Below are 20,548 nucleotides of genomic sequence, written 5' to 3' on the forward strand. Positions count from 1 at the left end.
CGACACCGGCAGCTGCGCCGGCCCGTTCCGGCCGGCCGAGCGGGACGGCGCCTCCTTCGACCCGGCCACCGGCACGTGGCGCTCGACTTCGGTCGCGCCGACACCGGTCGCGGGTGGTGGTCGGCAACGCCGCGTACGTCCTGATCGAGAAGACCGAGCAGGAAGCAGCGGCACTCCTCCGCTACGAGCCGACGGCCGACCGGTGGGCCCGGCTGGCCCTGCCGAGCGATCCGTCGGCCACGTTGGTGGCCGGCGACCATCGGGTGTTCGCGGTGCCGGGCTTCTCCGACGGCAAGGCCGTCCGGTTGCAGGCGTTGGACACCGCATCGGCGGAGGTTTCCTGGCGCACGCTGCCGGCAGACCCGCTGGGCAGCGCCGACTACCGCCAGGCGACCTGGTTCGACGGGCGACTGATGCTCGCGGGCCCGCCGCTCGCGACCGGATCGGGCGGCGCGGCCGCGCGGGTTCGGATCACCTGGTGGGACCAGGACTCCGACACCTGGACCAAGCCGGTCGATGGAAAGGTGACCGGCTGGGATCCGACCACCGTCGGCGCCCGGATCGTCTGGCCGGGACATGGCGACGCGACCAGCGGCTCTGCTGCATCGGGCGGGATCTACGACCCGGACGCCGACCGCTGGGCCGACCTGCCGGACCCGCTGGACCTAGACGGCCTCGATCGGGCCAGCGGGTTGGTGGTCGGTTCGCGGATTGTGATCGGCGAACCGTCCGCCGGTGCGGACTCCGGCCGCGGCCAGCTGCTCGATCCGGTCAGCCGGCACTGGACCGCGATCGCACCGCTGCCCGGCCCGCCCCGGTTCGCGGCGGCCACCGCCGCGAGCGTCGACGAGATCTTCGTCTGGGGTGGCGGCACCGCGAAGGAGGAGAATCTCGCCGACGGCTATCTGCTCCGCGTCCCCTGACCGCACCCCCTTCCCGACTTGTCAGGTTCTCAGCGCGCTATAGCGCGCTGAGAACCTGACAAGTCGGGGGAAGGGGTGGTGCCTAGGATGCGGAGCATGGCATCGCGGCGGCCCACGGGGGCGATCATCGCGGTGCTCTCCCTGGCCGGCACCACGGTCTCGCTGCAGCAGACCCTGGTGGTGGCCTTGCTGCCGAGCTTCGCGCAGCTGTTCGGCATCTCCTCCGACGACGTCTCCTGGTTGATCACGGCGACCCTGCTCACCTCCGCCGTGGCGACACCGGTGGTCGCCCGGCTCGCCGACATGTACGGCAAGCGGCTGATGATGCTCGTCTGCATCGTGCTGATGGTGTCCGGCTCGCTGATCGCGGCGCTGAGCGCCGGCAGCTTCCCGGTGCTGATCACCGGCCGGGCGCTGCAAGGCTTCTCCGCCGCGCTGATCCCGGTCGGGATCAGCATCATGCGCGACGAGCTGCCCAAGGAGCGGGTGCCGTCGGCGGTCGCGCTGATGAGCGCCACCCTCGGCATCGGGGGCGCCCTGGGGCTGCCGCTCGGCGGGCTCATGTTCGGCCGGCTGGGTTGGTCGTCGGTGTTCTGGCTGTCGGTCGTGGTGGGCGTCGCGATCGGGGTCGCGGTGCTGCTGGTGGTGCCCGAGTCGGGGGTGAAGTCGCGCGGCCGGTTCGACCTGCCCGGCGCGCTGCTGCTGTCGGCCGCGCTGACCTGCCTGCTGCTGGTCATCTCCAAGGGTGGTCGCTGGGGCAGCGAGATCACACTGCTGCTGCTGGTGATCGCCGCTGTCTCACTCGCGATCTGGGTGCCCTATTCGCTCAAGGTCAGCCAGCCGCTGGTCGACCTGCGGACCTCCGCCCGCCGGCCGGTGCTACTGACCAACCTGGCCTCGATCCTGGTCGGCTTCGCCCTGATGGCGAACATCCTGGTGAGCACCCAGCAGCTGCAGCTTCCTCCGGTCACCGGCGGGTACGGCCTCGGTCCGGTCGCCGCCGGGCTGGCGATGGTCCCCGGCGGCCTGGCCATGGTGGTGTTCTCGCCCGTCTCCGGGAAGATGATCAACGTCTTCGGCGGCCGGATCACCCTGATCACGGGCTGCGCGATCATGGCCGCGGCGTACGTCGGCCGGATCTTCCTGGGTCACTCGCTGTTCTCGATCGTGCTCGGCTCGACCGTTGTCAGCATCGGCTCGGCGATCGCGTACGCGGCCATGCCCAGTTTGATCATGGCGAACGTGCCGATCACCGAGACCGCCTCGGCCAACGGACTGAACGCGCTGCTGCGGGGGCTCGGCACCTCGACCGCCAGCGCGGTGATCGCCGCGCTATTGACCGGGCTGACGATCACCGTGAACGGCGAGACGGTGACCAGCCCGGCGGCGTTCGCGACGACGTACGGGCTGGCGGCGGTGGTCAGCCTGCTCGCCTGCGGCGTGATCTGGTTCGTGCCGCGGCGGGGCGTGGCACCGGTGGTGCCGGCGGAGGTGGACCGGGAGAGCGCCGTCGCGCCGGCCGGGGAGAGCGCGGAGATCGTGGTCCGCGGCCGGGTGGTCCGGCCGGACGACCGGCCCCACCCGCATGCGGTGGTCACCGCCGTCCGGCTCAGCGGCGAGCCGCTGGACTGGAGCCGGGCCGACAACGAGGGCAGCTTCACCCTGGCCCTGCCCGGCCGCGACCGCTATCTGATGATCGCCAACGCGGACGGCTGGACGCCCCGCTCGCAGGTGGTGGACCTGCTCGAGCCGGATACCGAGCCCCTGATCCGGCTGGACGGTCCCCTGCTGCTGACCGGCACCGTCCGGCGGGCCGGCGCGCCGCTGCGGGGCGCGCTGCTCACCATCAGCGCGACCACCGGCGAGGTCCGGGCGACCACCAGCACGGGTCCGGACGGCCGGTTCGAGCTCGGGCTGCCCCCGCCGGGTCACCACATCCTGACCGTGCTGGCCCCGGACACCCTGGACGTACGGTCGGTGAAAATCTTCACCACCACCCAGTCCGCGGTCGCCGACGTCGATCTGGGCTGAGGCCCTCCCGCCCGCGCCGTTCCGGAGCCCGCGTCCTTCCGGAGCCCGCATCCTTCCGGAAACTGTGCAGCTGCCGCAGCCGCCGCCGGCGTGTCGCTGCAACAGCTGCACAGTTTCCGGTCGCGGCTGTCCACCCGGAAGGCCGAGCACAGCGTCGACACTTGCCGTGCCGGTCGGGCTATCCGGCCGTCCGGATCAGGCGAGGGCCAGGAACAGCTTCTCCAGCTTGTCGGTGGCGAGGTCCTCGGACTCGTTCGCCAGGCACTCGCGCAACCCACCCGCGATCAGCGCGAAGCCGGCCCGGTCCAGCGCCTTGCTGACCGCGGCGAGCTGGGTCACCACGTCCTCACACTCGCGGCCCTCCTCCAGCATCCGGATCACGCCGGCGAGCTGGCCCTCGGCGCGGCGGAGCCGGCGGATCACCGGCTGGGTCGTCTGCTGCTCCAACTGCATGACTTCGAGCATACCCCCCGGGGTGTTGTAGAGTAGAACCACATACCCCCAGGGGTATAGATGATGCATTTCAGCTCAGAGGGAGTTCCCATGTGCCGTCCGATCACCTGCAAGACCTGCGGCAAGACCACCTGGACGGGCTGCGGGCAGCACGTCGACGCGGTCATGCGCGATGTCTCGCCGGCCGACCGCTGCCGCTGCGAGCGCGGCACCACCCGATCCGGCGGCTTCCTCGCCGGCCTGTTCGGGCGGTGAGCGCCGTGCACCGGCGGCGGACCGTGATCGTCGGCGGTGTGGCGGCCGGCATGTCCGCCGCAACCCGGCTACGCCGGCTCGACGAGCAGCGCGAGATCGTCGTGTTCGAACGCGGCGAGCACGTCTCGTTCGCGAACTGCGGGCTGCCCTATCACGTGGGCGGCGTGATCGCCGATCGCGACGACCTGTTGCTGCAAACCCCGGAGCGGCTGCACGAGCGGTTCGCGCTGGACGTCCGGACCCGGCACGAGGTGCTCGGCATCGACCTCGCCGCTCGAACCGTCACGGTGCTGGACCTGCGGACGCTCAGCGTCGCCGACCAGCCGTACGACGAGCTCGTGCTGGCCACCGGCGCCGCACCGACCCGGCCGCCGATCCCGGGCGTCGATCGCGCGCTCGCGCTGCGCAGCGTCGAGGACCTCGACGCGATCATGGCGCGGCTCGATCATGGGGTGCGAGCCGCGGTGGTGATCGGCGCCGGATTCATCGGTCTCGAACTGGCCGAGAACCTCCGGCTGCGCGGCATCGCGGTGTCGCTGGTCGAGCTCGCCGACCACGTGCTGCCGCCGATCGACGTCGAGCTCGCGGCGCTGGTGCGGGACCGGCTCGTCGAGGCCGGCGTCGACGTCCGGACGTCGGCGGCGGTGACCGCGGTCACCGCGAGCTCGGTGCTGACCGGCGACGGCGAGATCCCGGCTGACCTCGTGCTACTGGCCGCTGGCGTGACGCCGGAGTCGGGTCTGGCCGCAGCCGCCGGGCTCGAGCTCGGGCCGCGCGGCGGGATCGCCGTGGACTCCCGGCAGCGGACCAGCGACCCGCACGTCTTCGCCGTCGGCGACGTCGCGGTCAAGCGCGACGCCGTGGACGGAGCCGACACCCTCGTACCACTGGCCCAGACGGCCAACCGGCACGGCCGGCTGGTGGCCGACGCGATCGTCGGCCGGGACCGGATCACGGCCCGCCCCGTGCTCGGCACGGCGGTGGTCGGCGTGCTCGGGCTGACCGTCGCCCTCACCGGCTGGAGCGAGCACCGGCTGCGCGCGGCCGGCCAGCCGGTCCGGGTGATCCACACCCATCCGCTGGACCACGCGGGCTACTACCCCGGCGCATCGGCGCTGGCGCTCAAGCTGCTGGTCGACCCCGAGACCGACGCGATCCTCGGCGCGCAGGCCGTCGGCACCAGCGGTGTCGACAAGAGGATCGACGTGATCGCAACCGCGATGCGGGCCGGGCTCCGGGCGAGCGAGCTGGCCGACCTGGAACTGGCCTACGCGCCGCAGTACGGCGCCGCGAAGGATCCGGTGGTGATGCTCGGGATGATCGCCGACAACCTCGCCGGCGGGTTGATCCGGACCGTCCAGTGGCACGAGGTCGCGAGCCTGGTCGCCGCCGGAGTTGGCATCGTGGACGTCCGCGATCCCGCCGAGTTCGCCGCCGGCTCGCTCCCCGGTGCGGTCAACGTCCCGCTGGCCGAGCTGCGCGACCGGCACACCGAGATCACCGGACCGGTCGTGGTCGCCTGCGCCGTCGGTCAGCGCGGGCACACCGCGACCCGGCTGATCGCCCAGCTCGGTCACGATGCGGCGAACCTGGACGGCGGCTATCGCACCTGGCTCGCCGGCATGTCGGCACACCCCCCATTTCGGCCGATGGAGATGATGGAACCGGCGGCCCGACCCGCGCCCTGACAAGGTCGGCCGGGACGAGTCGATCATGTGGGAGAAGTGTCGTGACGGACATCGTGGTGGGGATCATCGCCGTGCTGGTGGGAGTGCTGCTGTGCTTCCGCGGCTATCTGGCGATGCGCGCGCTGATCAGCCTGTGGGGAGCGTTCGTCGGCTTCTTGCTGGGGGCAGGTCTGGTGGCCGGCCTCACCGGCAGCGGCTTCCTGTCCGCGGTGCTGGGCTGGATCGTCGGGATCGTGGTGGCGATCCTGTTCGGCGTGCTGGCCTACCTCTCCTACCAGGTCGCCGTCGTGCTGGGGATGGCCGCGATCGGTTTCACGGTCGGCACCAGCATCATGGCGGCGTTCCGGGTCCAGTGGTCCTGGCTGACCGTGCTGGTCGGGGTCGCGGCCGGTGTGCTGCTGGCCGTGATCGCGATCGCGGGCGACCTACCGGCGATCCTGCTGGCGGTGCTGACCGCCGTGGCCGGGGCGAGTGTGGTTGTGTTCGGTCTGATGCTGATCGTCGGGCTGCTGAACGCCGGAGCGTTCACCGCCGGCGACGTCACCGCGAAGCTGGACACCCACTGGTGGTGGTACGCGGGCTACCTCGTCCTCGTGCTGGCCGGGATCATCGCCCAGGGCACGCACTTGTCCCGGGCGAAGGCCTCCATGCGCCAGCAGTGGTACGGCGCGCAGTACGTCCCCGCGCCCCCGCGCTGAGACCCGAGCCGGGTCTGGCCGGCTCAGGCTGCGTGCTCGAGCCGCACCCGGAGCTCCGGCCAGCTGAGCGCGAAACCGGGGTGCAGCGGTAGGCCGTCGACCTCGCCCACCGGGACCCAGCGCAACTCCTCCGACTCCTCCTGCGGCACCAGGACGAAGGGCCGGACCAGCCGCGCCAGCACCGTCGTGTAGCCCCACCCGGCGCCGTGGTCGTCGGCGAACTCGCCGGTCACGGCTACGTCCTCGGACCGGACCCCCGCCTCCTCGCCGGCCTCCCGGAGGGCGGCCTGCGCCGCCGACTCGTGGCTGTCCCGGGCGCCACCCGGGATGCCCCAGGTGCCGCCGTTCGCGGTCCAGACCGCTCGGTGCTGCATCAGGATCAGGGTGCCCGCGCCGTCCGCCGAGCGGTGGAGCAACAGGCCGGCGGCGCCGAAGCGGCCCCAGTGCCGATGGCCGAGCCCGCACTGCACCCAGCCGTTCCCGTCGTGCTCCACGCATCGAGTCTGCCGTACCGCACGTCCGGCCCGATCAGCCCGCGTCCGTTCGGCTCCGTACGCGATAGCGCGTGTGCGACGCCCACGGCGAGTGCGCCGTCTCGAACGGCTCGAAGGTGACGCCCTCGACTCCGTCGAACGGGCGCTCGCCGGCGCCGAGCAGGATCGGCGCCGTGTGCACGACGAGCTCGTCGACGGCCCCGGCGTTCAACGCCTGGCGGACTGTCGACGCGCCGCCGGCGATGGCGATCCCGGCCTCGCCGGCCGCCTCGACCGCCCGGGCGTAGCCGGCGTCGAAGCCGTCGGTGACGAAGTGGAACGTGGTCCCGCCCGTCATCTCGATCGGCTCATGCGGATGGTGGGTGAGGACGAACACCGGCGCATGGTAGGGCGGCTCGTCGCCCCACCAGCCGCGCCAGTCCCCGGTCCACTCCCCGCGGATGGGGCCGTACATGTTGCGGCCCATGACGTACGCCCCGCGCGGGCGGCCGACCAGCTCACGCATCCGCGCATCGACCTCGTGGATCGGCCGGTCGTCGGGAAACATCCACGTGTGCAATCGCTCGCCGCCGATGCCGAGCGGGTTCTCCAGGCTCTGCTCGGGCCCGGCGCTGAAGCCGTCCAGCGACATCGCGAAATGGCAGATCGTGTCGGTCATGTTCGGATGGACCCGGCGGCCGCGCGCGACTCATCGGCCATCCCCATCTCCGTTGGGGTGCGCCCCCGGCGCCACCCTGCCCTGCCGCGCCAGACCTGCACTCCGCTCGGCGCAGCCATCCCGCACGCACTCCGCGAGCCGACCATGGCGAGCCCTCACTGTCGCGAATCGACCACGGACGAGCGACACGGTGCGCCAGAAAACGTTCTCCCTTGGTTCCGAGGTCGATCGGCGACAGTGGCCGCCGGGCCGGGAGGCTCCCGGCGCGCCCTCAGGCGACAGCGGTGGCGGTGGAGCCGAGGAGCTTGGCCAGCAGCACCCGGCCCTGCTGCCAGCCGCCGATCCCGCTGGCAGAGTTCAGGTGCCGGTACGCACCCACCCGGCTCACCGGCAGCCCCCAGCCGCGGGCCAGCGCGGCCGCGGCACCGGGCCGGCAGTAGGGATCGTCGAGGCTGGCGACCACGAGGCCGGGGACACCGACCGGCGCGGGGGTCAGGTCGGCGAAGGAGGCAGCGGCGGCCGGGAACTCCGGGCCGTCCGGGTCCGGCGGCGCGACCAGGAAGGCACCGCGGACGGACCGCTGCGCCTCGGCCAGCCAGCCGGCAGCGGCCCAGCAACCGAGACTGTGGGCGACCAGGACCACGTCGGACGTACCGGCCTCCGTGATCGCCCGGTCGACGGCGGCGATCCAGTCGGCGGCGTCCGGCGCCGTCCAGGAGGCGGGCTCGATCCGGGAGGCGATCGGGCCCCACTCGGCCTGCCAGATGCTCTGCCAGTGGAAGGAGTCGGAGCCACCAATGCCGGGGACGATCACGAAGCGCATGGGGGAGTTGCCTCTCGTGGGCGGGTCTCGTCGGACACCGCTGTCCCATGCCTTACTATTGCGAACTTTTGGATTGCTGGCAAAAAATCGCCCGATGGCCCGCCATGCGCGAGCCCACGGTCGTCAGCACCACCCGGGCCGACCCGTCCGCTACGGCCCGGGAGAGACCGCGCTCAGTGCGCGGCGTTGGACTTGGAGCGCCGGCGGAACCACTGCCAGCCCAAGGTGACGAGCAGCGCACCGACCAACGAGCCGATGATCCCGCTCGGCCGGAACTTCAGCCCGTCGCCGGAGAGCAGGCTGATCAGCAGGCCGCCGACGAAGGACCCGACCAGTCCGGCCACGAACGCCAGCGTCCAGTCGATCCCCTTGGCCCGCTTGCCCAGGATCAACTGCGCGCCGGCACCGACGAGCATGCCGAACAGGATGAGTCCGAGGATGAGCATGCTCGGCAGCATAGACGAGGGAGCCGCTCCCGGCCGTCGATCGCGGCCTGGTGCTGGTCAGCCGTCGCGTCGGAAGAGCACGCTGGTGCCTGTGAACCGACAGCGGCCGGCACGGCTCGGCGTACGGCTGCTGGGTGCGTTCGCGCTCGACGGCACCGACCTGGCCGACCTGCGCAGCCGGAAGGCGCGACTCGTGCTGGCGGTGCTCGGGCTCGCCGAGGGCGCGCCGGTGAGCAACGAGGCCCTGATCGACGCGGTCTGGCCCGACGATCTGCCGGCCGACCCGTCCCGCGACCTGGCCGTCCTGGTCAGCCGGGGACGCGCGCTGGTCGGCGCCGATCGGCTGGTCCGGAGCACGGGCGGGTACGCCCTGCTGGCCGACTGGTGGGACCGGGCCGAGTGCGAGGCGCTGATCCGGGCGGCCGCCGGGCGCCGCGACGCCGGCGACCTGGGCGGCGCCCGGGCAGCGATCGACGGTGCCTTGTCGTTGGTGCGCGGGCCGCTGCTGGCCCACGAGCCGGACGCGCCGTGGGCCGCGGCTGCCCGCGCCGCCACCACGGCGCTGATCGCCGAAGCCCGCCAGATCGCGGCCGAGACCGCACTGGCCGCCGGCCAGGTCGGCGAGGCGGCCGCTCAGGCCCGGGCCGCGCTGGAGCACGACCCATACGACGAGTCGGCGGCGCGGATCCTGATGCGCGCCCAGGTCGGCGGTGGCCGCCCCGCCACCGCGCTGGCGACCTATGCGCGGCTGGCCGAGCGGCTCGCCGACGACCTGGGCGTCGATCCGGCTCCGGCCACCCGCACGCTGCACGAGCAGATCCTGCGCGAGGAACCGGTGCTCGAGACGGCAGCGCCGCAGGCCCGACCCGATCCGCTGTTCGTCGGCCGGGATCGCGAGCTCGCCGGACTCGACGCCGCGCTTTCCGAGTCGCGAAGCGGCGCTCGCGTCGTCGTCGTCCTCGGCGAGCCGGGCGCCGGCAAGACGGCGCTGCTCGAGCGCTGGGCCGCCGCCGCGCGGCGGCGCGGGGCGATCGTGCTGACCGCGCGGGCGGAGGACCACGATCTGGCGCTGCAACCCGTGCTCGATGCCCTGGCCGGCTATCGCGCCGGCCGAGGGTCGCCGCCGGCCCTCGGCCGTCCCGCCGAGCCCGCTGATCGTGGGCTGCCCGGCCCCGGCGCGACCACCGCCGCGCTGCAGCAGCGCGCCTTCGACGACGTGGGCGCGGTGCTGGACCGCATCGTCTGCCCGCACGGGCTCGTCCTCGTCGTCGACGATCTGCAGTCGGCGGACCCCCGGACCCGGGCCTGGCTGGGTCATATCCTCCGCCGGCGCGCCGAGCACCGGCTGCTGGTCCTCGGTGCAGCCAACGATCCGGCCCTCGCCCTCCCGCCGGATGCGATCCGGTTGGCACTGCCGCCGCTGGACCTGGCCGACGTCCGGGCGATGGTCGGCGCCGCCCGAGCCGCCGAGGTGTACGCCCGATCCGGCGGCAACGCGTTGCTCGTCACCGAGCTGTCCCGCTCGGCCGACGACCTGCCGGGGACGGTCCGGGCCGCGGTGGCCGAGCGACTGGCGGCCACCGGGGAGGCCGCGACCACCCTGCGGACCGCTGCCGTGCTCGGACCGCGGATCGACCTCGAGTTGCTGGCCGGCGTCCTCGACACGCCCGCGTTGACGGTGTTGGACCACCTCGACGAGGGCGTCCGCCGGGCCTTCCTGGTCGAGCACGACGCCGTGCTGACCTTCCGGCACGACCTGATCCGGTCGGCGGTCGCGGCCGACACCGGCGGCACCAGGCGGTCCTGGATCCACCGTCGGGCGGCCGCGATCATCGCCGAGCGGCCCGATCCCGCACCGCAGGAGCTGATCCGGCACGCCCGCCTAGGCGGCGACGTTCCGACGCTGGTCGGCGGTCTCGTGATTGCCGCGGATCTCGCCCGGGCCCGGCTCGACCTACCGGGTGCGGACGCCCTGCTGAGCGAGGCCCTCGCCGCGGCGAACACGCCCGAGTTGCATCTGCGCCGGGCCCGGATCCGCCTGGCCCGCAGCGATCTGGACGGTGCCGACGCCGACGCGCAGGCCGCGATGGCCGGCGACAGCACGGGCGAGGCGCTCGAACTGAGGGCCTGGGCCGCCCGCAACCGGCACGACACGGCGACGGCGATCCGGCTCGGCACCGCCGGAGCGGCCGCCGCGACCGACCCGGGCATCAAGGCCAGCTGCCTGATCGCCGTCGCCCTGGCCCATCGCGGGCGTGGTGAGCTGCGACTCACCGACGACCTGCTGACCGAGGCAGCCGGCCTGAACCCGCCGACGGCGGTCGGGATGCCCGCGTGGACGGGCATCCTGCGGGTCCATCAAGGCCGGCCGGCGGAGGCCCTGTCCAGGCTCGAACCGCTGCTCGGCGCCGAGCCGGACCGGGGTCTGCAGGGCTATTGGGTCGAGCACACGCTGCAGATGACCGCCCACGCGTACGGAATGGTCGGCCGGCCCGCCGAGGCACTTGCCGTGCTCGACCGGCTGGGGCTGGAGCTGGATCGGCGCGGAACCGGGGTGCGCTACGCCGGGGTGACCGAAACCTACGGGAGCTGGATCCTGCGGAATCTGGGCGCGCCGCAGGCGACCGATCTGGCCCGGGCCGGGCTGGCCCGCGCCGGGTCGACCGAGATCTGGGCCCAGTGTCACCTCGACCTGGCCGACGGGTTGCTGCGCGACGGCGACCTGGACGAGGCGGCGGCGCACCTGCGCGAAGCGGTCGACGCGACGGCCGAGCGATGGTTCACCAACCGGTGGCGGTTCGACCAACGGGCCGACGTGCTGCTCGCGCGGCTCGCGCTGTCCGCCGCGGATCCCGGCGCGGCGCTGGAGCCGGCGACCCGGGTCCGGGACGCCGCCGAGGACCGTGGCGACCGTCGTTACCGGGCGATCGGGGGCGTGCTGCTGGCCACCGCCCTGGCCCGCGCCGGACAGGCGTACGACGCCGAGGACGTACGCGCGCAGCTGGCGGTGCTGCCCCAGGTCGCGGCGCTGGAGGCCTGGTGGCTCGCGGCGGACCTGGCCGTGGCGACCGGATCCGCCGAGATCAGAAGCCAGGCCGCGCACTGGGTGGACCAGCTGATCGTCGACGCCGGCGAGCACGGGGACGCGCTCAAACGAGCGGCCCGTCTCCTGCTCGGCTGATCCGCACCGGGGAACGGGGCCGCAGCACCGCCTCGATCACCTCCGGCGCGAACCGCTCGCCGGTCTCGCGGACGGCCTCGGTGGCCTCGCCGACCAGCGATGCCCGTCGCCGCGCGTCGAGGGAGTCGAACCAGGTCCGCAGCTGCGGCATCCCGAGTCGCGCCCGCACGACCAGCGCTGGATCCGCCAGCCCGACGTCGACCGGCTGGCACGAGACCTCGACCTCCGCGAACCCGGCCGTCCGAGCCGCCGCCGCCAGTGCCGCGGAGGTGCCGACCCGGTCGGCGTACACCTTCACTTGCCGATACCAGTCGGGCGGGTGATAGCCGTATCGGAGGGCGACCCGGTCCACCGCGGCCTTGGCCGCCGAGCGGTCCACGGAGAACACCGAGCAGAGCACGGCTCCACCGGCCCGGGTCACCCGCCGTAGCTCGCCGAGACCGGCGGCCGGATCCGCGAGGTGATTCACCACGAACGCCGCGACGACCAGGTCGAACCCGGCGTCGGCGAACGGCAGCCGGGCCACGTCGGCCACCAGCGCCGGTCCGCGACGAGCCGCGAACCGCGCCATGTCCGGCTCCAGATCCGCGCCGACTACCGCGGCACCGGCGGCCCGCAGCGCGTCCGCCGCAACCCCCGTCCCGGTGCCGACGTCGAGCGCTCGGATACCGCCGGGAGCGAGCGGCGACCGAGCGATCAGGTGCTCGGCGAGGGGCGCGTAGACCAGCGCGGCATCCGAGTGCCAGCGTTCGGCGCCGCCCGCATAGGCCGAGCGGCCCGGCCGCGTCGGCGCGCCGGTCACAACCACCGCTCGGCCCGTGCCGCCGCCCGCGACCACCAGGCGAGTTCCTCCTCGGAGCCCACGGCCTTCTCCCAGGCGATGATGGCGGCCATTCCGAGCACCGACAGGTCGAACTGCCGGTCCCACCAGCCACCGGTGTCGATCCCGTGTCGCTCCAGGGAGGCCCGGTAGGCCCCGATGGCGGACTCCTTCGACTCGGGAATCCGCGCCGCGTTCAGCGCCAGATACCAGGCGAGCTCGAGACAGAGCGGCGCCTCGCCCGGATAGGCCCAGTCCAGCAGCACGGTCCGGCCATCCGGGCGCCGGCCGAGATTGCCCAGCTTCCAGTCACCGGCGACGAAGGCCATGGGAGTGCCGGCGAACGCCCGCGCCAGCCGCCCGGGATCGGCGTGCACCGCGAACACCTGCTCGGCCAGCCCGGGGGCGCGTCCGGGCAGCGCCCGCCAGCCCCGGTCGGCCACCGCCAGCGGGATCGGCACGTCGGTCACCGTCAGCTCGGCCGCGATGTTGTCCGGTGCGAAGAAGCGGAAGCGGTCGGCGAGAGCATAGAGCCCGAGGTCGTCACGCCAGCCTAGGAAGCCGGCGTGGAACGCGGCCAGATGGTCCAGGAAGTCACGATGGTGCCGCAGCGGGATCGGCTCGTCGCCCGCCGGGACCAGATCGGCGGTCCGGTCCGCCATCAGGATGCTCAGCCGGGCATCCGGTCCGGCCCCCTCCAGCGCCATGCCGAGGATCGCGTGGTCGATGCAGTCCGGCACCCGCTGGTAGAGCCCGGCCCGCCAGACCCGGAACTCCCAGTTGGTCGTGTTGCCAGTGACCCGCATGATCCAGTCGTCGGAGCCGGAGAGGGTCTTGCAGAAGCAGGGGCGGCCGTCGACCACCAGCCGCTCGAAGGTGGCGCCGGACTTGGCGTCGGCGGTGCGTACCTCTCGCCGGTCGACCGCCCCGGCCAGCAGGTCGTCGCGCGATGCGGCCACCCACGGGATGGTCCGGCGCGGTTCGGGAGTCATGGCCACAGCATCGTCCGTCGTGTGGCAGGAACCTTGCAACGCCCGTGCCCGCCGGCTGCAAGGGCGTCGCAGGACGTACCGACGAGGGTGCTCGACGTCGGCAACCCTGCCGGCACAGGCAAAGGAGGCTTCCCATGACCCAGTTGACGACCGCTCCGCGGACCGAGATCGACGCGGACCTGCTGCAGGAGCTCGTCGGGCAGGCGGTCGGCGATTTCGGTGCCGTGCTGAACGCGAGCCTGGTCGTGATCGGCGACCGGCTCGGGCTCTATCGGGCGCTGGCCGACCTCGGTTCGAGCACGTCCGCGGAGCTGGCGACGGCGACCGGCACCACCGAGCGGAACGTCCGCGAGTGGCTGTCGGCGCAGGCCGCGGCCGGCTACGTGAGCTACGACGGGCGGAGCGACGGCCTCGACCGGTGGTCGCTCAGCCCGGAGCAGGTCGAGGCGTTCACCAACGCCGACAGCCCGGCCTTCGTGGCCGGCGGCTTCCAGGTCGTGACGGGCGCGGCCAAGGGCGACGAACTCGTCACCGAGGCGTTCCGGACCGGCCGGGGCCTCGGCTGGCACGAACACCACCACGACCTGTTCGCGGGCACCGAGCGGTTCTTCCGGCCGGGGTACGCCGCATCGCTGGTCAGCGAGTGGCTGCCGGCCCTGCCGGGAGTCCCGGAGCGGCTGGCCGAGGGCGGGTTGGTGGCCGACGTCGGCTGCGGCTACGGCGCGTCGACGGTGTTGATGGCCCGGGCCTTCCCGCGCAGCACCTTCGTCGGGTTCGACTACCACGAGTCCTCCATCACCGCCGCCCGGTCGGCCGCCGCCGCCGGTGGTGTGGTGGCGAACACGACCTTCGAGGTGGCACCGGCCGGCTCGTTTCCCGGCACCGGCTACGACCTGGTCTGCTTCTTCGACTGCCTGCACGACATGGGCGACCCGGTCGGCGCACTCCGGCACACGCGTGCTGCGTTGGCCGCGGACGGGGTGGTGCTGCTGGTGGAGCCGCGCGCCGGCGACACGGTGGCCGACAACCTGAACCCGGTCGGCCGGCTGTTCTATGCGGCCTCGACACTGATCTGCACGCCGGCCTCGCAGTCCCAGCCGGTCGGCCGCGCGCTCGGCGCCCAGGCGGGGGTGGCCCGGCTCACCGGGGTCGCCCGGGAGGCGGGTTTCGGCCGGGTGCGCGAGGCGGCGAGCACGCCCTTCAACCTGGTGCTGGAGCTGCGACCCTGAGCGAGGGCGCGCTCGGCGGGCGGGGCCGGCGGGACAGGCTCGGGCCCGACGCCCGGCTGCCCGACCTCGGTCCGGCCGTCGCCGACCTGGCACGATCGATCCGGTGAAGCTCGAACGAGATGGCGCGACGATCGACTACGACTTCCGCGGTGAGGGGGACTTCCGCGGTGAGGGGGACTTCCGCGGTGAGGGCGACTTCCGCGGCAAGGGCCCGCTGGTCGTCGATCTGCACGGCCTGTCCGCGAGTCGCGAGCTGACCCGACGGATGGATCTCGACCTGACCGCCGGGCTGACCGGTCGCCGGGTGCTGGCGTACGACGCCCGCGGGCACGGCCGCTCGACCGGGTCGCCGGACCCGATGAGCTACAGCTGGCCGCGGCTCGCGGACGATCTGCTCGCCCTGCTGGACGCGGTCGGCGCGGACGAGCCGGTCGACGCGATCGGGGCGTCGATGGGGACCGCCACCATCCTGCACGCGGCGGTCGCCCGGCCAGACCGCTTTCGCCGGCTGGTGCTGACCATCCCGCCGACCGCGTGGGAGACCCGGGTCGCGCAGGGTGCGGCATACCGGCAGGCGGCGCAGCTGGTCCGGGAGCGGGGCGTGGCCGCGTTCATCACGGCGACGTCGGCCGTGCTGCCCCCGCCGCCCGTGGTGGCCGATCTGGAGCCGGTGACCGAGCCGGCGATCGGAGAGGACCTGCTGCCGTTCGTGCTGGAAGGGGCCGCTCTCAGCGACCTGCCGGACCCGTCGGCGGTCGCCGGCATCGCCGCACCGACCCTGCTGCTGCCCTGGGCCGGCGACCCCGGCCACCCGCTGTCCACCGCCGAGCGACTGGCCGAGCTGATGCCCGACACCCGCACGGTGGTCGCCTCGGTTCCGGCCGATCGAGACGTCTGGCGACGAGCGGTCGTTGCGCACCTGGGCTGAGCCGCCCCGAGCCGGCGCTCGATACCGGAGTAGATCCTCGGTGGAACAACCCGAAAGATCTGCTCCGATCCGCAATGTGTGTGCGCGAGGGGGGATTTGAACCCCCACGTCCTTGCGGACACTGGCACCTGAAGCCAGCGCGTCTGCCGTTCCGCCACTCGCGCCCGATGCGTACGTCCTACGCACCAGCCGGGAAAGGCTAGCACGGCCCGCGGCGTGCTCGTGCCACGATTCCGCTCCCGGCCGCCCGGCACGCGGGCGCCGCGGCGCAGGATCGGATGGAGTCTGCGTGGTAACTCCGACGAGGATTCCATCCGATGATTTGTCTGGGGCCCGGCGCTGCGGCGTGGCGCGCGGCTCGCGATCCCCGGGCATGCTGGCGCCCGCAGATACGATGCAGGTTGCATCGGAGATGGGAGAGGAGGGTCATGGGATTTCTCGGTCGCTTCGAGAAGAAGGTCGAAGGAGCCGTCAGCGGCGTGTTCGCGCGCGCGTTCAAGGGTGACGTGCAGCCCGTCGAGATCGCGGCGCGACTGCAGCGCGAGCTCGACACCGAGGCCAAGCTCATGTCCCGGGACAAGCGGCTGGTGCCGAACGAGTTCGTGGTCAACCTCTCCCAGCACGACCACGACAAGCTGGTTCCCTACAGCGCCACTCTGACCACCGAGCTGGCCGGCGAGCTGCGCCGGCACGCGGGCGAGATGGGATACGTCTTCAACGGTCCGATCAGGATCCACTTCGAGCTGGACGAGGCCCTGCCGGTCGGCCGGTTCACCGTCAGCAGCGAGGCGGTCGCCGGGGTCGAGTCCAGCCGGCCGTGGTCCGGCCCGCACCGCGACCCCGGGTCGAGCCCGCTCGGGCCCACCGCCGGTCCACCCGCCGCAGGCGCAGCCGCCGCCGGCCCGGCCCACCATCGCGCCCCGTCCGCGGATCGCAGCCCGTACACCGGCAACGACCCCGACGCCGAGCCGCCTCCGCTCTATCGCGACGAGGCCGTGGCTCCGGCCGAGTCGTCGGCGTGGAACGCGACCGTTCCGCGCCCGGCCCGGCACCAGCTCGTGCTGGAGGTGAACGGCACCCGGCACCCGCTCACCCCGCCGGGCTTCGTGATCGGTCGCGGCACCGAGGCGGACCTCCGGATCAACGATCCGGGCGTCTCCCGGATGCACGCCGAGATCCGGGTCCGCACCGACGGGCCGGAGGAGAGCATCGACATCGTCGACCTGGGGTCAACCAACGGCATCGTGGTCGACGGTCAGAAGGTGCGCCAGTCGCCGCTGAGCGACGGCAGCCGGATCGAGATCGGTTCCACCCGGATGCTGGTGCACGCCCCGTCCGGACGGTGACGCCGGAATGTCCGAGATCACGCTGACCATCATCAAGGTCCTCTATCTGGCCTTGTTGTGGCTGTTCATCTTGTCGGCGGTCTCGGTCATCCGCAGCGACCTCTTCGGACGTACCGTGCCCAATCCCGACCAGCCGCGACCGCTCGAGGAGCCGCCGCCGCCGAAGAAGGGCAAGCGCCGCCGCGGCGCACCGCACAAGGTGGTCATCTCCCAGGGCGCGCAGGCGGGCACGTCGGCCGGGCTGGACGGCGGCGTGGTGATGATCGGCCGCGGCGCAGACTGCCAGCTGATCCTCGACGACGACTACGTGTCCACCCGGCACGCCCGGATCGCCGCGGTCGAGGACGGGCACTACATCGAGGATCTCGGGTCGACCAACGGGACCTACGTCAACGGCCAGCGGATCACCGCGCCGACCATGATCACGCTCGCCGACACGGTCCGGATCGGCAAGACGATCATGAAGCTGGAGCCGTAGTGCCGACGGACAGCGAGGAATCGCGGGCCGCGGAGGATCCGGCGGACGGGCCGCCGACCGAGGAGACATCGGTCCCGCTCCAGCTGCGGATCGTCACCCACTCCGAGATCGGCCTGGTCCGCAAGAACAATCAGGACTCCGGCTTCGCCGGCCCCCGGCTGCTGGTCGTCGCGGACGGGATGGGCGGCGCGGCCGCCGGCGACCTCGCCTCCGCCGTCGCCATCGACACCATCCGGCGGATCGACACCCCGGCCACGGGCGAGGAGATGCTCGAGCTGCTGGCCGGTGCCATCCACCGGGCGAACGACCGGATCGCCGACCTGGTCGAGGACGACTACAGCCTGGAGGGAATGGGGACGACGGTCACCGGCGCCCTGTTCGACGGTGCCGAGCTCGGGCTGGCGCACATCGGTGACAGCCGGGCCTATCTGCTCCGCGGCGGTGAGCTGCGCCGGCTCACCCACGACCACAGCTGGGTCCAGTCGCTGGTCGACGACGGCAAGATCAGCGAGGCCGAGGCCAGCGTGCATCCGCACCGCTCGCTGCTGCTCCGGGTGCTGAACGGCCAGGTCAGCTCCGAGCCCGACATGAGCCTGGTGCGGGTCCAGGCCGGGGACCGGCTGCTGTTCTGCAGCGACGGACTGTGCGGCCTGGTGGACGACGAGGACATCGCCGCCACGCTCGCCGAGCCCGATCTGCGGCTGGCGTTGGGCCGGCTGGTCGAGCTCGCCCTCGAGGCCGGCGGGATCGACAACATCACCGTCATCCTCGCCGACGTGGTCACCGAGGCCGGGACCGACGACAGTGCCGTGCTCGGCGCCGCGGCCGAGCGGGACGTACCGCCGGTGGACACGAAGGAGGCCGCCGAGGACACCATCGTCACCCGCCGGCTGGACCCGGGCGCCGACGGTCCGAACGCGGCCGCATCCGGACCGGGCGAGACCGAGGTCGAGGACGAGGCCCGCTACAACCCGCGCGCTCCGCACCGCCGGCGCGCGGTGCGGCCGATCCTCCTGATCGCCGCCGCGCTGCTGGTACTAGCGGCCGGCCTGGGCGCGGCGTACTCCTGGACCCAGACGCAGTACTACGTCGGCGCCGCGGGAGACCAGGTGGCGATCTTCAAGGGCATCTCGGAGTCGGTGCCGGGAGTCCCGCTGTCGCAGGTGTACGAGGTGCAGCCGATCGCCGTCGCCGACCTGCCGCCGTATTACCAGGAGCGGGTGCGCGCCACGATCGACGTCGGCAGCCTGGACGCGGCCCGCGTCACGGTCCAGGAACTCGCCGACGCGGTCAAGCGTTGCGCCGGCAAGACCCCGACGTCCAACGGGTCGGGCAGCCCCAAGCCGACCGGCTCGTCGACCCCGAAGTCCACCACCAACTCGACCCCGAAGTCCACGACCAGCCCGAAGCCGGCCGAGAGCTCACCAGCCAAGCCGGCGCAGAGCACACCCGAACGGACCACTCCCGCGCCGACCACAGCAGCCCCGACCGGGCGAGCCACCCCGGAGCCCCAGTGTTGAACTCGGTCACCGTCGTCCCGCGCAAGCGCCGCGGGGTGGAGCTGGTGCTGGTCATCTTCGCGCTGGTGCTGACGCTGTCGGCGTACGTCGTGGTCGACCTCAACGTCGTCGGCGAGCTCTCGCCGACCCTGCCCTACCTCGCCGGCAGTTGCACGCTGATGGCCGTCGGCGCGCACCTGGCGGTCCGGTTCCGGTTGCCGTACGCCGACCCGGTGATCCTGCCCTGCGTGGTGCTGCTGAACGGGCTCGGGCTGGCGATGATCCACCGGATCGACCTGATCAGCAACCCGCCGGCCCACGGTGCCCGGCAGCAGCTGATCTGGACCGCTCTCGGCGTGATCTTGTTCATCCTGATCGTCGCCGTGCTGCGCGACCATCGGCCGCTGCAGCGGTTCACCTACACCCTCGGCCTGGCCGGCATCGCGCTGATGCTGCTGCCGATGTTGCCGCTGATCGGCGAGGAGAAGTTCGGCGCCCGGATCTGGATCCACCTCGGGCCGTACAGCTTCCAGCCCGCCGAGGCAGCCAAGATCCTGCTCGCCATCGCGTTCGCCTCCTATCTGGTGGAGAAGCGCGACGTGCTCGCGCTGGCGGGATATCGCATCCTCGGCATCGACCTGCCGCGGGCGCGCGATCTCGGCCCGATCCTGCTGATGTGGCTGATCAGCCTCGCGATCCTGGTGGTGCAGCGCGACCTGGGCACGTCCCTGCTGTTCTTCGGCCTGTTCGTGATGATGTTGTACGTCGCCACCGAACGAGCCGGCTGGGTCGTCCTCGGTCTGCTGCTGTTCGTCGCCGGCGCATGGTTCGGGTTCACCTCCTTCGGTCACGTCCAGGTCCGGGTCGGCGCCTGGCTGGACCCGTTCTCGAACTTCGACCTCTATTACCAGGTGATCCAGGCCCAGTTCGGGATGGCCTGGGGCGGTCTGCTCGGCACCGGGCTCGGGCTCGGCCGGCCGGGTCTGACGCCGCTGGCTCGGAGCGACTTCATCGCCGCCGCCATCGGCGAGGAGCTCGGCGTGACCGGGCTGATGGCCGTGGTCCTGCTCTACGGGCTGATCGTGGCCCGGGGTCTGCGGGCCTCGCTGCAATGCCGTGAGCCGTTCGGCAAGCTGCTCGCCGCCGGCCTGTCCTTCGCGATGGCACTGCAGGTCTTCGCCATCATCGGCGGTGTCACCCGGCTGCTGCCGCTGACCGGGCTGACCACCCCGTTCATGTCCCAGGGCGGCTCGTCGCTGGTCAGCAACTGGGTCGTGGTCGGCCTGCTGATGGTGATCTCGCACCAGGCCCGGAAACCGATTGCCACCCTGGACGACGACTTCTCCCCCGACGCGCAGACCACCCAGATCGTGCGGGTGGCCTGATGACCTGCCGTCCCTCCTCCCCGGCCCTCCTCGGCACCGCCTCGGCCCGCCTCGCCTCGGCCCCCCTCGCCCCGCGCCCCCTCGCCCCGGCCCCCCTCCCCCTCCCCCTCCCCCTCCCCGGAAACTGTGCAGCTGTTGCAGCGACACGCCGGGGGAAACCGCAAGAGCTGCACAGTTTCCGGGAGACGGCGGCTCGCAGGCTGCCGGTTCGGGGGCTGACC

At 72.7% G+C, this 20,548-nt stretch carries 19 protein-coding genes and 1 tRNA gene; 12 read left to right on the top strand and 8 right to left on the bottom strand.

Features of this window, described 5'->3' with window-relative positions; all coding sequences use genetic code 11:
- Positions 1-113: 113 nt before the first annotated feature.
- Positions 114-923: a Kelch repeat-containing protein gene (locus ABD747_RS17280; protein ID WP_344806844.1), complete on the top strand. Its 810-nt coding sequence runs from the start codon at positions 114-116 to the stop codon at positions 921-923.
- Between the two features lie 96 nt (positions 924-1,019).
- Positions 1,020-2,954, top strand: coding sequence for an MFS transporter (locus ABD747_RS17285; protein WP_344806846.1), 1,935 nt, complete (start codon positions 1,020-1,022; stop codon positions 2,952-2,954).
- A gap of 195 nt (positions 2,955-3,149) precedes the next feature.
- Here ABD747_RS17285 and ABD747_RS17290 read toward each other — a convergent pair whose 3' ends face one another.
- A complete protein-coding gene (locus tag ABD747_RS17290; protein ID WP_344806848.1) occupies positions 3,150-3,407 on the bottom strand; it encodes a metal-sensitive transcriptional regulator in 258 nt (85 codons plus the stop codon).
- A gap of 90 nt (positions 3,408-3,497) precedes the next feature.
- Between ABD747_RS17290 and ABD747_RS17295 the strand changes: the two genes are divergently transcribed.
- From ABD747_RS17295 to ABD747_RS17305, 3 genes are read left to right on the top strand one after another with little or no spacing between them, the layout of a single operon-like run.
- Positions 3,498-3,662 carry a hypothetical protein gene (locus tag ABD747_RS17295; RefSeq protein WP_344806850.1) on the top strand — a complete coding sequence of 55 codons (165 nt, stop codon included), beginning with the start codon at positions 3,498-3,500 and terminating at the stop codon, positions 3,660-3,662.
- Entirely contained in the window at positions 3,659-5,350 is a 1,692-nt protein-coding gene (locus ABD747_RS17300) for an FAD-dependent oxidoreductase (RefSeq protein ID WP_344806852.1), read from the top strand. The genes ABD747_RS17295 and ABD747_RS17300 overlap by 4 nt, the downstream gene beginning before the upstream one ends.
- A gap of 41 nt (positions 5,351-5,391) precedes the next feature.
- A complete protein-coding gene (locus ABD747_RS17305) occupies positions 5,392-6,048 on the top strand; it encodes a TM7S3/TM198-like domain-containing protein (RefSeq protein ID WP_344806854.1) in 657 nt (218 codons plus the stop codon).
- A 23-nt stretch (positions 6,049-6,071) separates the two neighbouring features.
- Here ABD747_RS17305 and ABD747_RS17310 read toward each other — a convergent pair whose 3' ends face one another.
- The 4 genes from ABD747_RS17310 to ABD747_RS17325 all read right to left on the bottom strand — a co-directional run bounded on the left by ABD747_RS17310 (position 6,072) and on the right by ABD747_RS17325 (position 8,469).
- Positions 6,072-6,542 carry an NUDIX hydrolase gene (locus ABD747_RS17310; RefSeq protein WP_344806856.1) on the bottom strand — a complete coding sequence of 157 codons (471 nt, stop codon included), beginning with the start codon at positions 6,540-6,542 and terminating at the stop codon, positions 6,072-6,074.
- A 34-nt stretch (positions 6,543-6,576) separates the two neighbouring features.
- Complete coding sequence (locus ABD747_RS17315; protein ID WP_344806858.1) at positions 6,577-7,200, bottom strand: dihydrofolate reductase family protein; 624 nt, start codon at positions 7,198-7,200, stop codon at positions 6,577-6,579.
- 271 nt (positions 7,201-7,471) lie between these two features.
- Complete coding sequence (locus tag ABD747_RS17320) at positions 7,472-8,023, bottom strand: RBBP9/YdeN family alpha/beta hydrolase (protein WP_344806860.1); 552 nt, start codon at positions 8,021-8,023, stop codon at positions 7,472-7,474.
- Positions 8,024-8,196: 173 nt separating this feature from the next.
- Positions 8,197-8,469 (bottom strand): GlsB/YeaQ/YmgE family stress response membrane protein, encoded by a 273-nt coding sequence (locus ABD747_RS17325; RefSeq protein WP_344806862.1) that lies wholly within the window; start codon positions 8,467-8,469, stop codon positions 8,197-8,199.
- A gap of 85 nt (positions 8,470-8,554) precedes the next feature.
- On the opposite strand from ABD747_RS17325, the gene ABD747_RS17330 reads away from it, so the two are divergent.
- The gene (locus ABD747_RS17330) at positions 8,555-11,650 is read left to right on the top strand and encodes a BTAD domain-containing putative transcriptional regulator (protein ID WP_344806864.1); all 3,096 of its coding nucleotides are present in this window, start codon (positions 8,555-8,557) and stop codon (positions 11,648-11,650) included.
- Here ABD747_RS17330 and ABD747_RS17335 read toward each other — a convergent pair.
- On the bottom strand, positions 11,619-12,458 hold the full coding sequence (locus tag ABD747_RS17335; RefSeq protein WP_344806866.1) for a class I SAM-dependent methyltransferase: 840 nt from the start codon (positions 12,456-12,458) through the stop codon (positions 11,619-11,621). The two genes, ABD747_RS17330 and ABD747_RS17335, sit on opposite strands and share 32 nt — an antisense overlap.
- The gene (locus tag ABD747_RS17340) at positions 12,449-13,462 is read right to left on the bottom strand and encodes a hypothetical protein (RefSeq protein WP_344806868.1); all 1,014 of its coding nucleotides are present in this window, start codon (positions 13,460-13,462) and stop codon (positions 12,449-12,451) included. The genes ABD747_RS17335 and ABD747_RS17340 overlap by 10 nt, the downstream gene beginning before the upstream one ends.
- A 134-nt stretch (positions 13,463-13,596) precedes the next feature.
- Here ABD747_RS17340 and ABD747_RS17345 point away from each other — a divergent pair, with 134 nt between their 5' ends.
- Entirely contained in the window at positions 13,597-14,691 is a 1,095-nt protein-coding gene (locus tag ABD747_RS17345) for a class I SAM-dependent methyltransferase (protein ID WP_344806870.1), read from the top strand.
- A gap of 103 nt (positions 14,692-14,794) precedes the next feature.
- Positions 14,795-15,619: an alpha/beta fold hydrolase gene (locus ABD747_RS17350; RefSeq protein WP_344806872.1), complete on the top strand. Its 825-nt coding sequence runs from the start codon at positions 14,795-14,797 to the stop codon at positions 15,617-15,619.
- Between the two features lie 81 nt (positions 15,620-15,700).
- Here ABD747_RS17350 and ABD747_RS17355 read toward each other — a convergent pair.
- Positions 15,701-15,783: transfer RNA gene (locus tag ABD747_RS17355), tRNA-Leu, on the bottom strand.
- A 264-nt stretch (positions 15,784-16,047) separates the two neighbouring features.
- Between ABD747_RS17355 and ABD747_RS17360 the strand changes: the two genes are divergently transcribed.
- From ABD747_RS17360 to ABD747_RS17375, 4 genes are read left to right on the top strand one after another with little or no spacing between them, the layout of a single operon-like run.
- A complete protein-coding gene (locus tag ABD747_RS17360; protein ID WP_344806874.1) occupies positions 16,048-16,965 on the top strand; it encodes a DUF3662 and FHA domain-containing protein in 918 nt (305 codons plus the stop codon).
- Between the two features lie 7 nt (positions 16,966-16,972).
- Positions 16,973-17,443, top strand: coding sequence for an FHA domain-containing protein FhaB/FipA (locus tag ABD747_RS17365; protein ID WP_344806876.1), 471 nt, complete (start codon positions 16,973-16,975; stop codon positions 17,441-17,443).
- Positions 17,443-18,963 (top strand): PP2C family protein-serine/threonine phosphatase, encoded by a 1,521-nt coding sequence (locus tag ABD747_RS17370; protein WP_344806878.1) that lies wholly within the window; start codon positions 17,443-17,445, stop codon positions 18,961-18,963. Before ABD747_RS17365 ends, ABD747_RS17370 begins: the two co-directional genes overlap by 1 nt.
- Positions 18,960-20,327 carry an FtsW/RodA/SpoVE family cell cycle protein gene (locus ABD747_RS17375; protein ID WP_425562555.1) on the top strand — a complete coding sequence of 456 codons (1,368 nt, stop codon included), beginning with the start codon at positions 18,960-18,962 and terminating at the stop codon, positions 20,325-20,327. The genes ABD747_RS17370 and ABD747_RS17375 overlap by 4 nt, the downstream gene beginning before the upstream one ends.
- The last annotated feature ends 221 nt before the right edge of the window (positions 20,328-20,548 follow it).

Source organism: Microlunatus ginsengisoli (assembly GCF_039537205.1).
Lineage (GTDB): Bacteria > Actinomycetota > Actinomycetes > Propionibacteriales > Propionibacteriaceae > Microlunatus > Microlunatus ginsengisoli.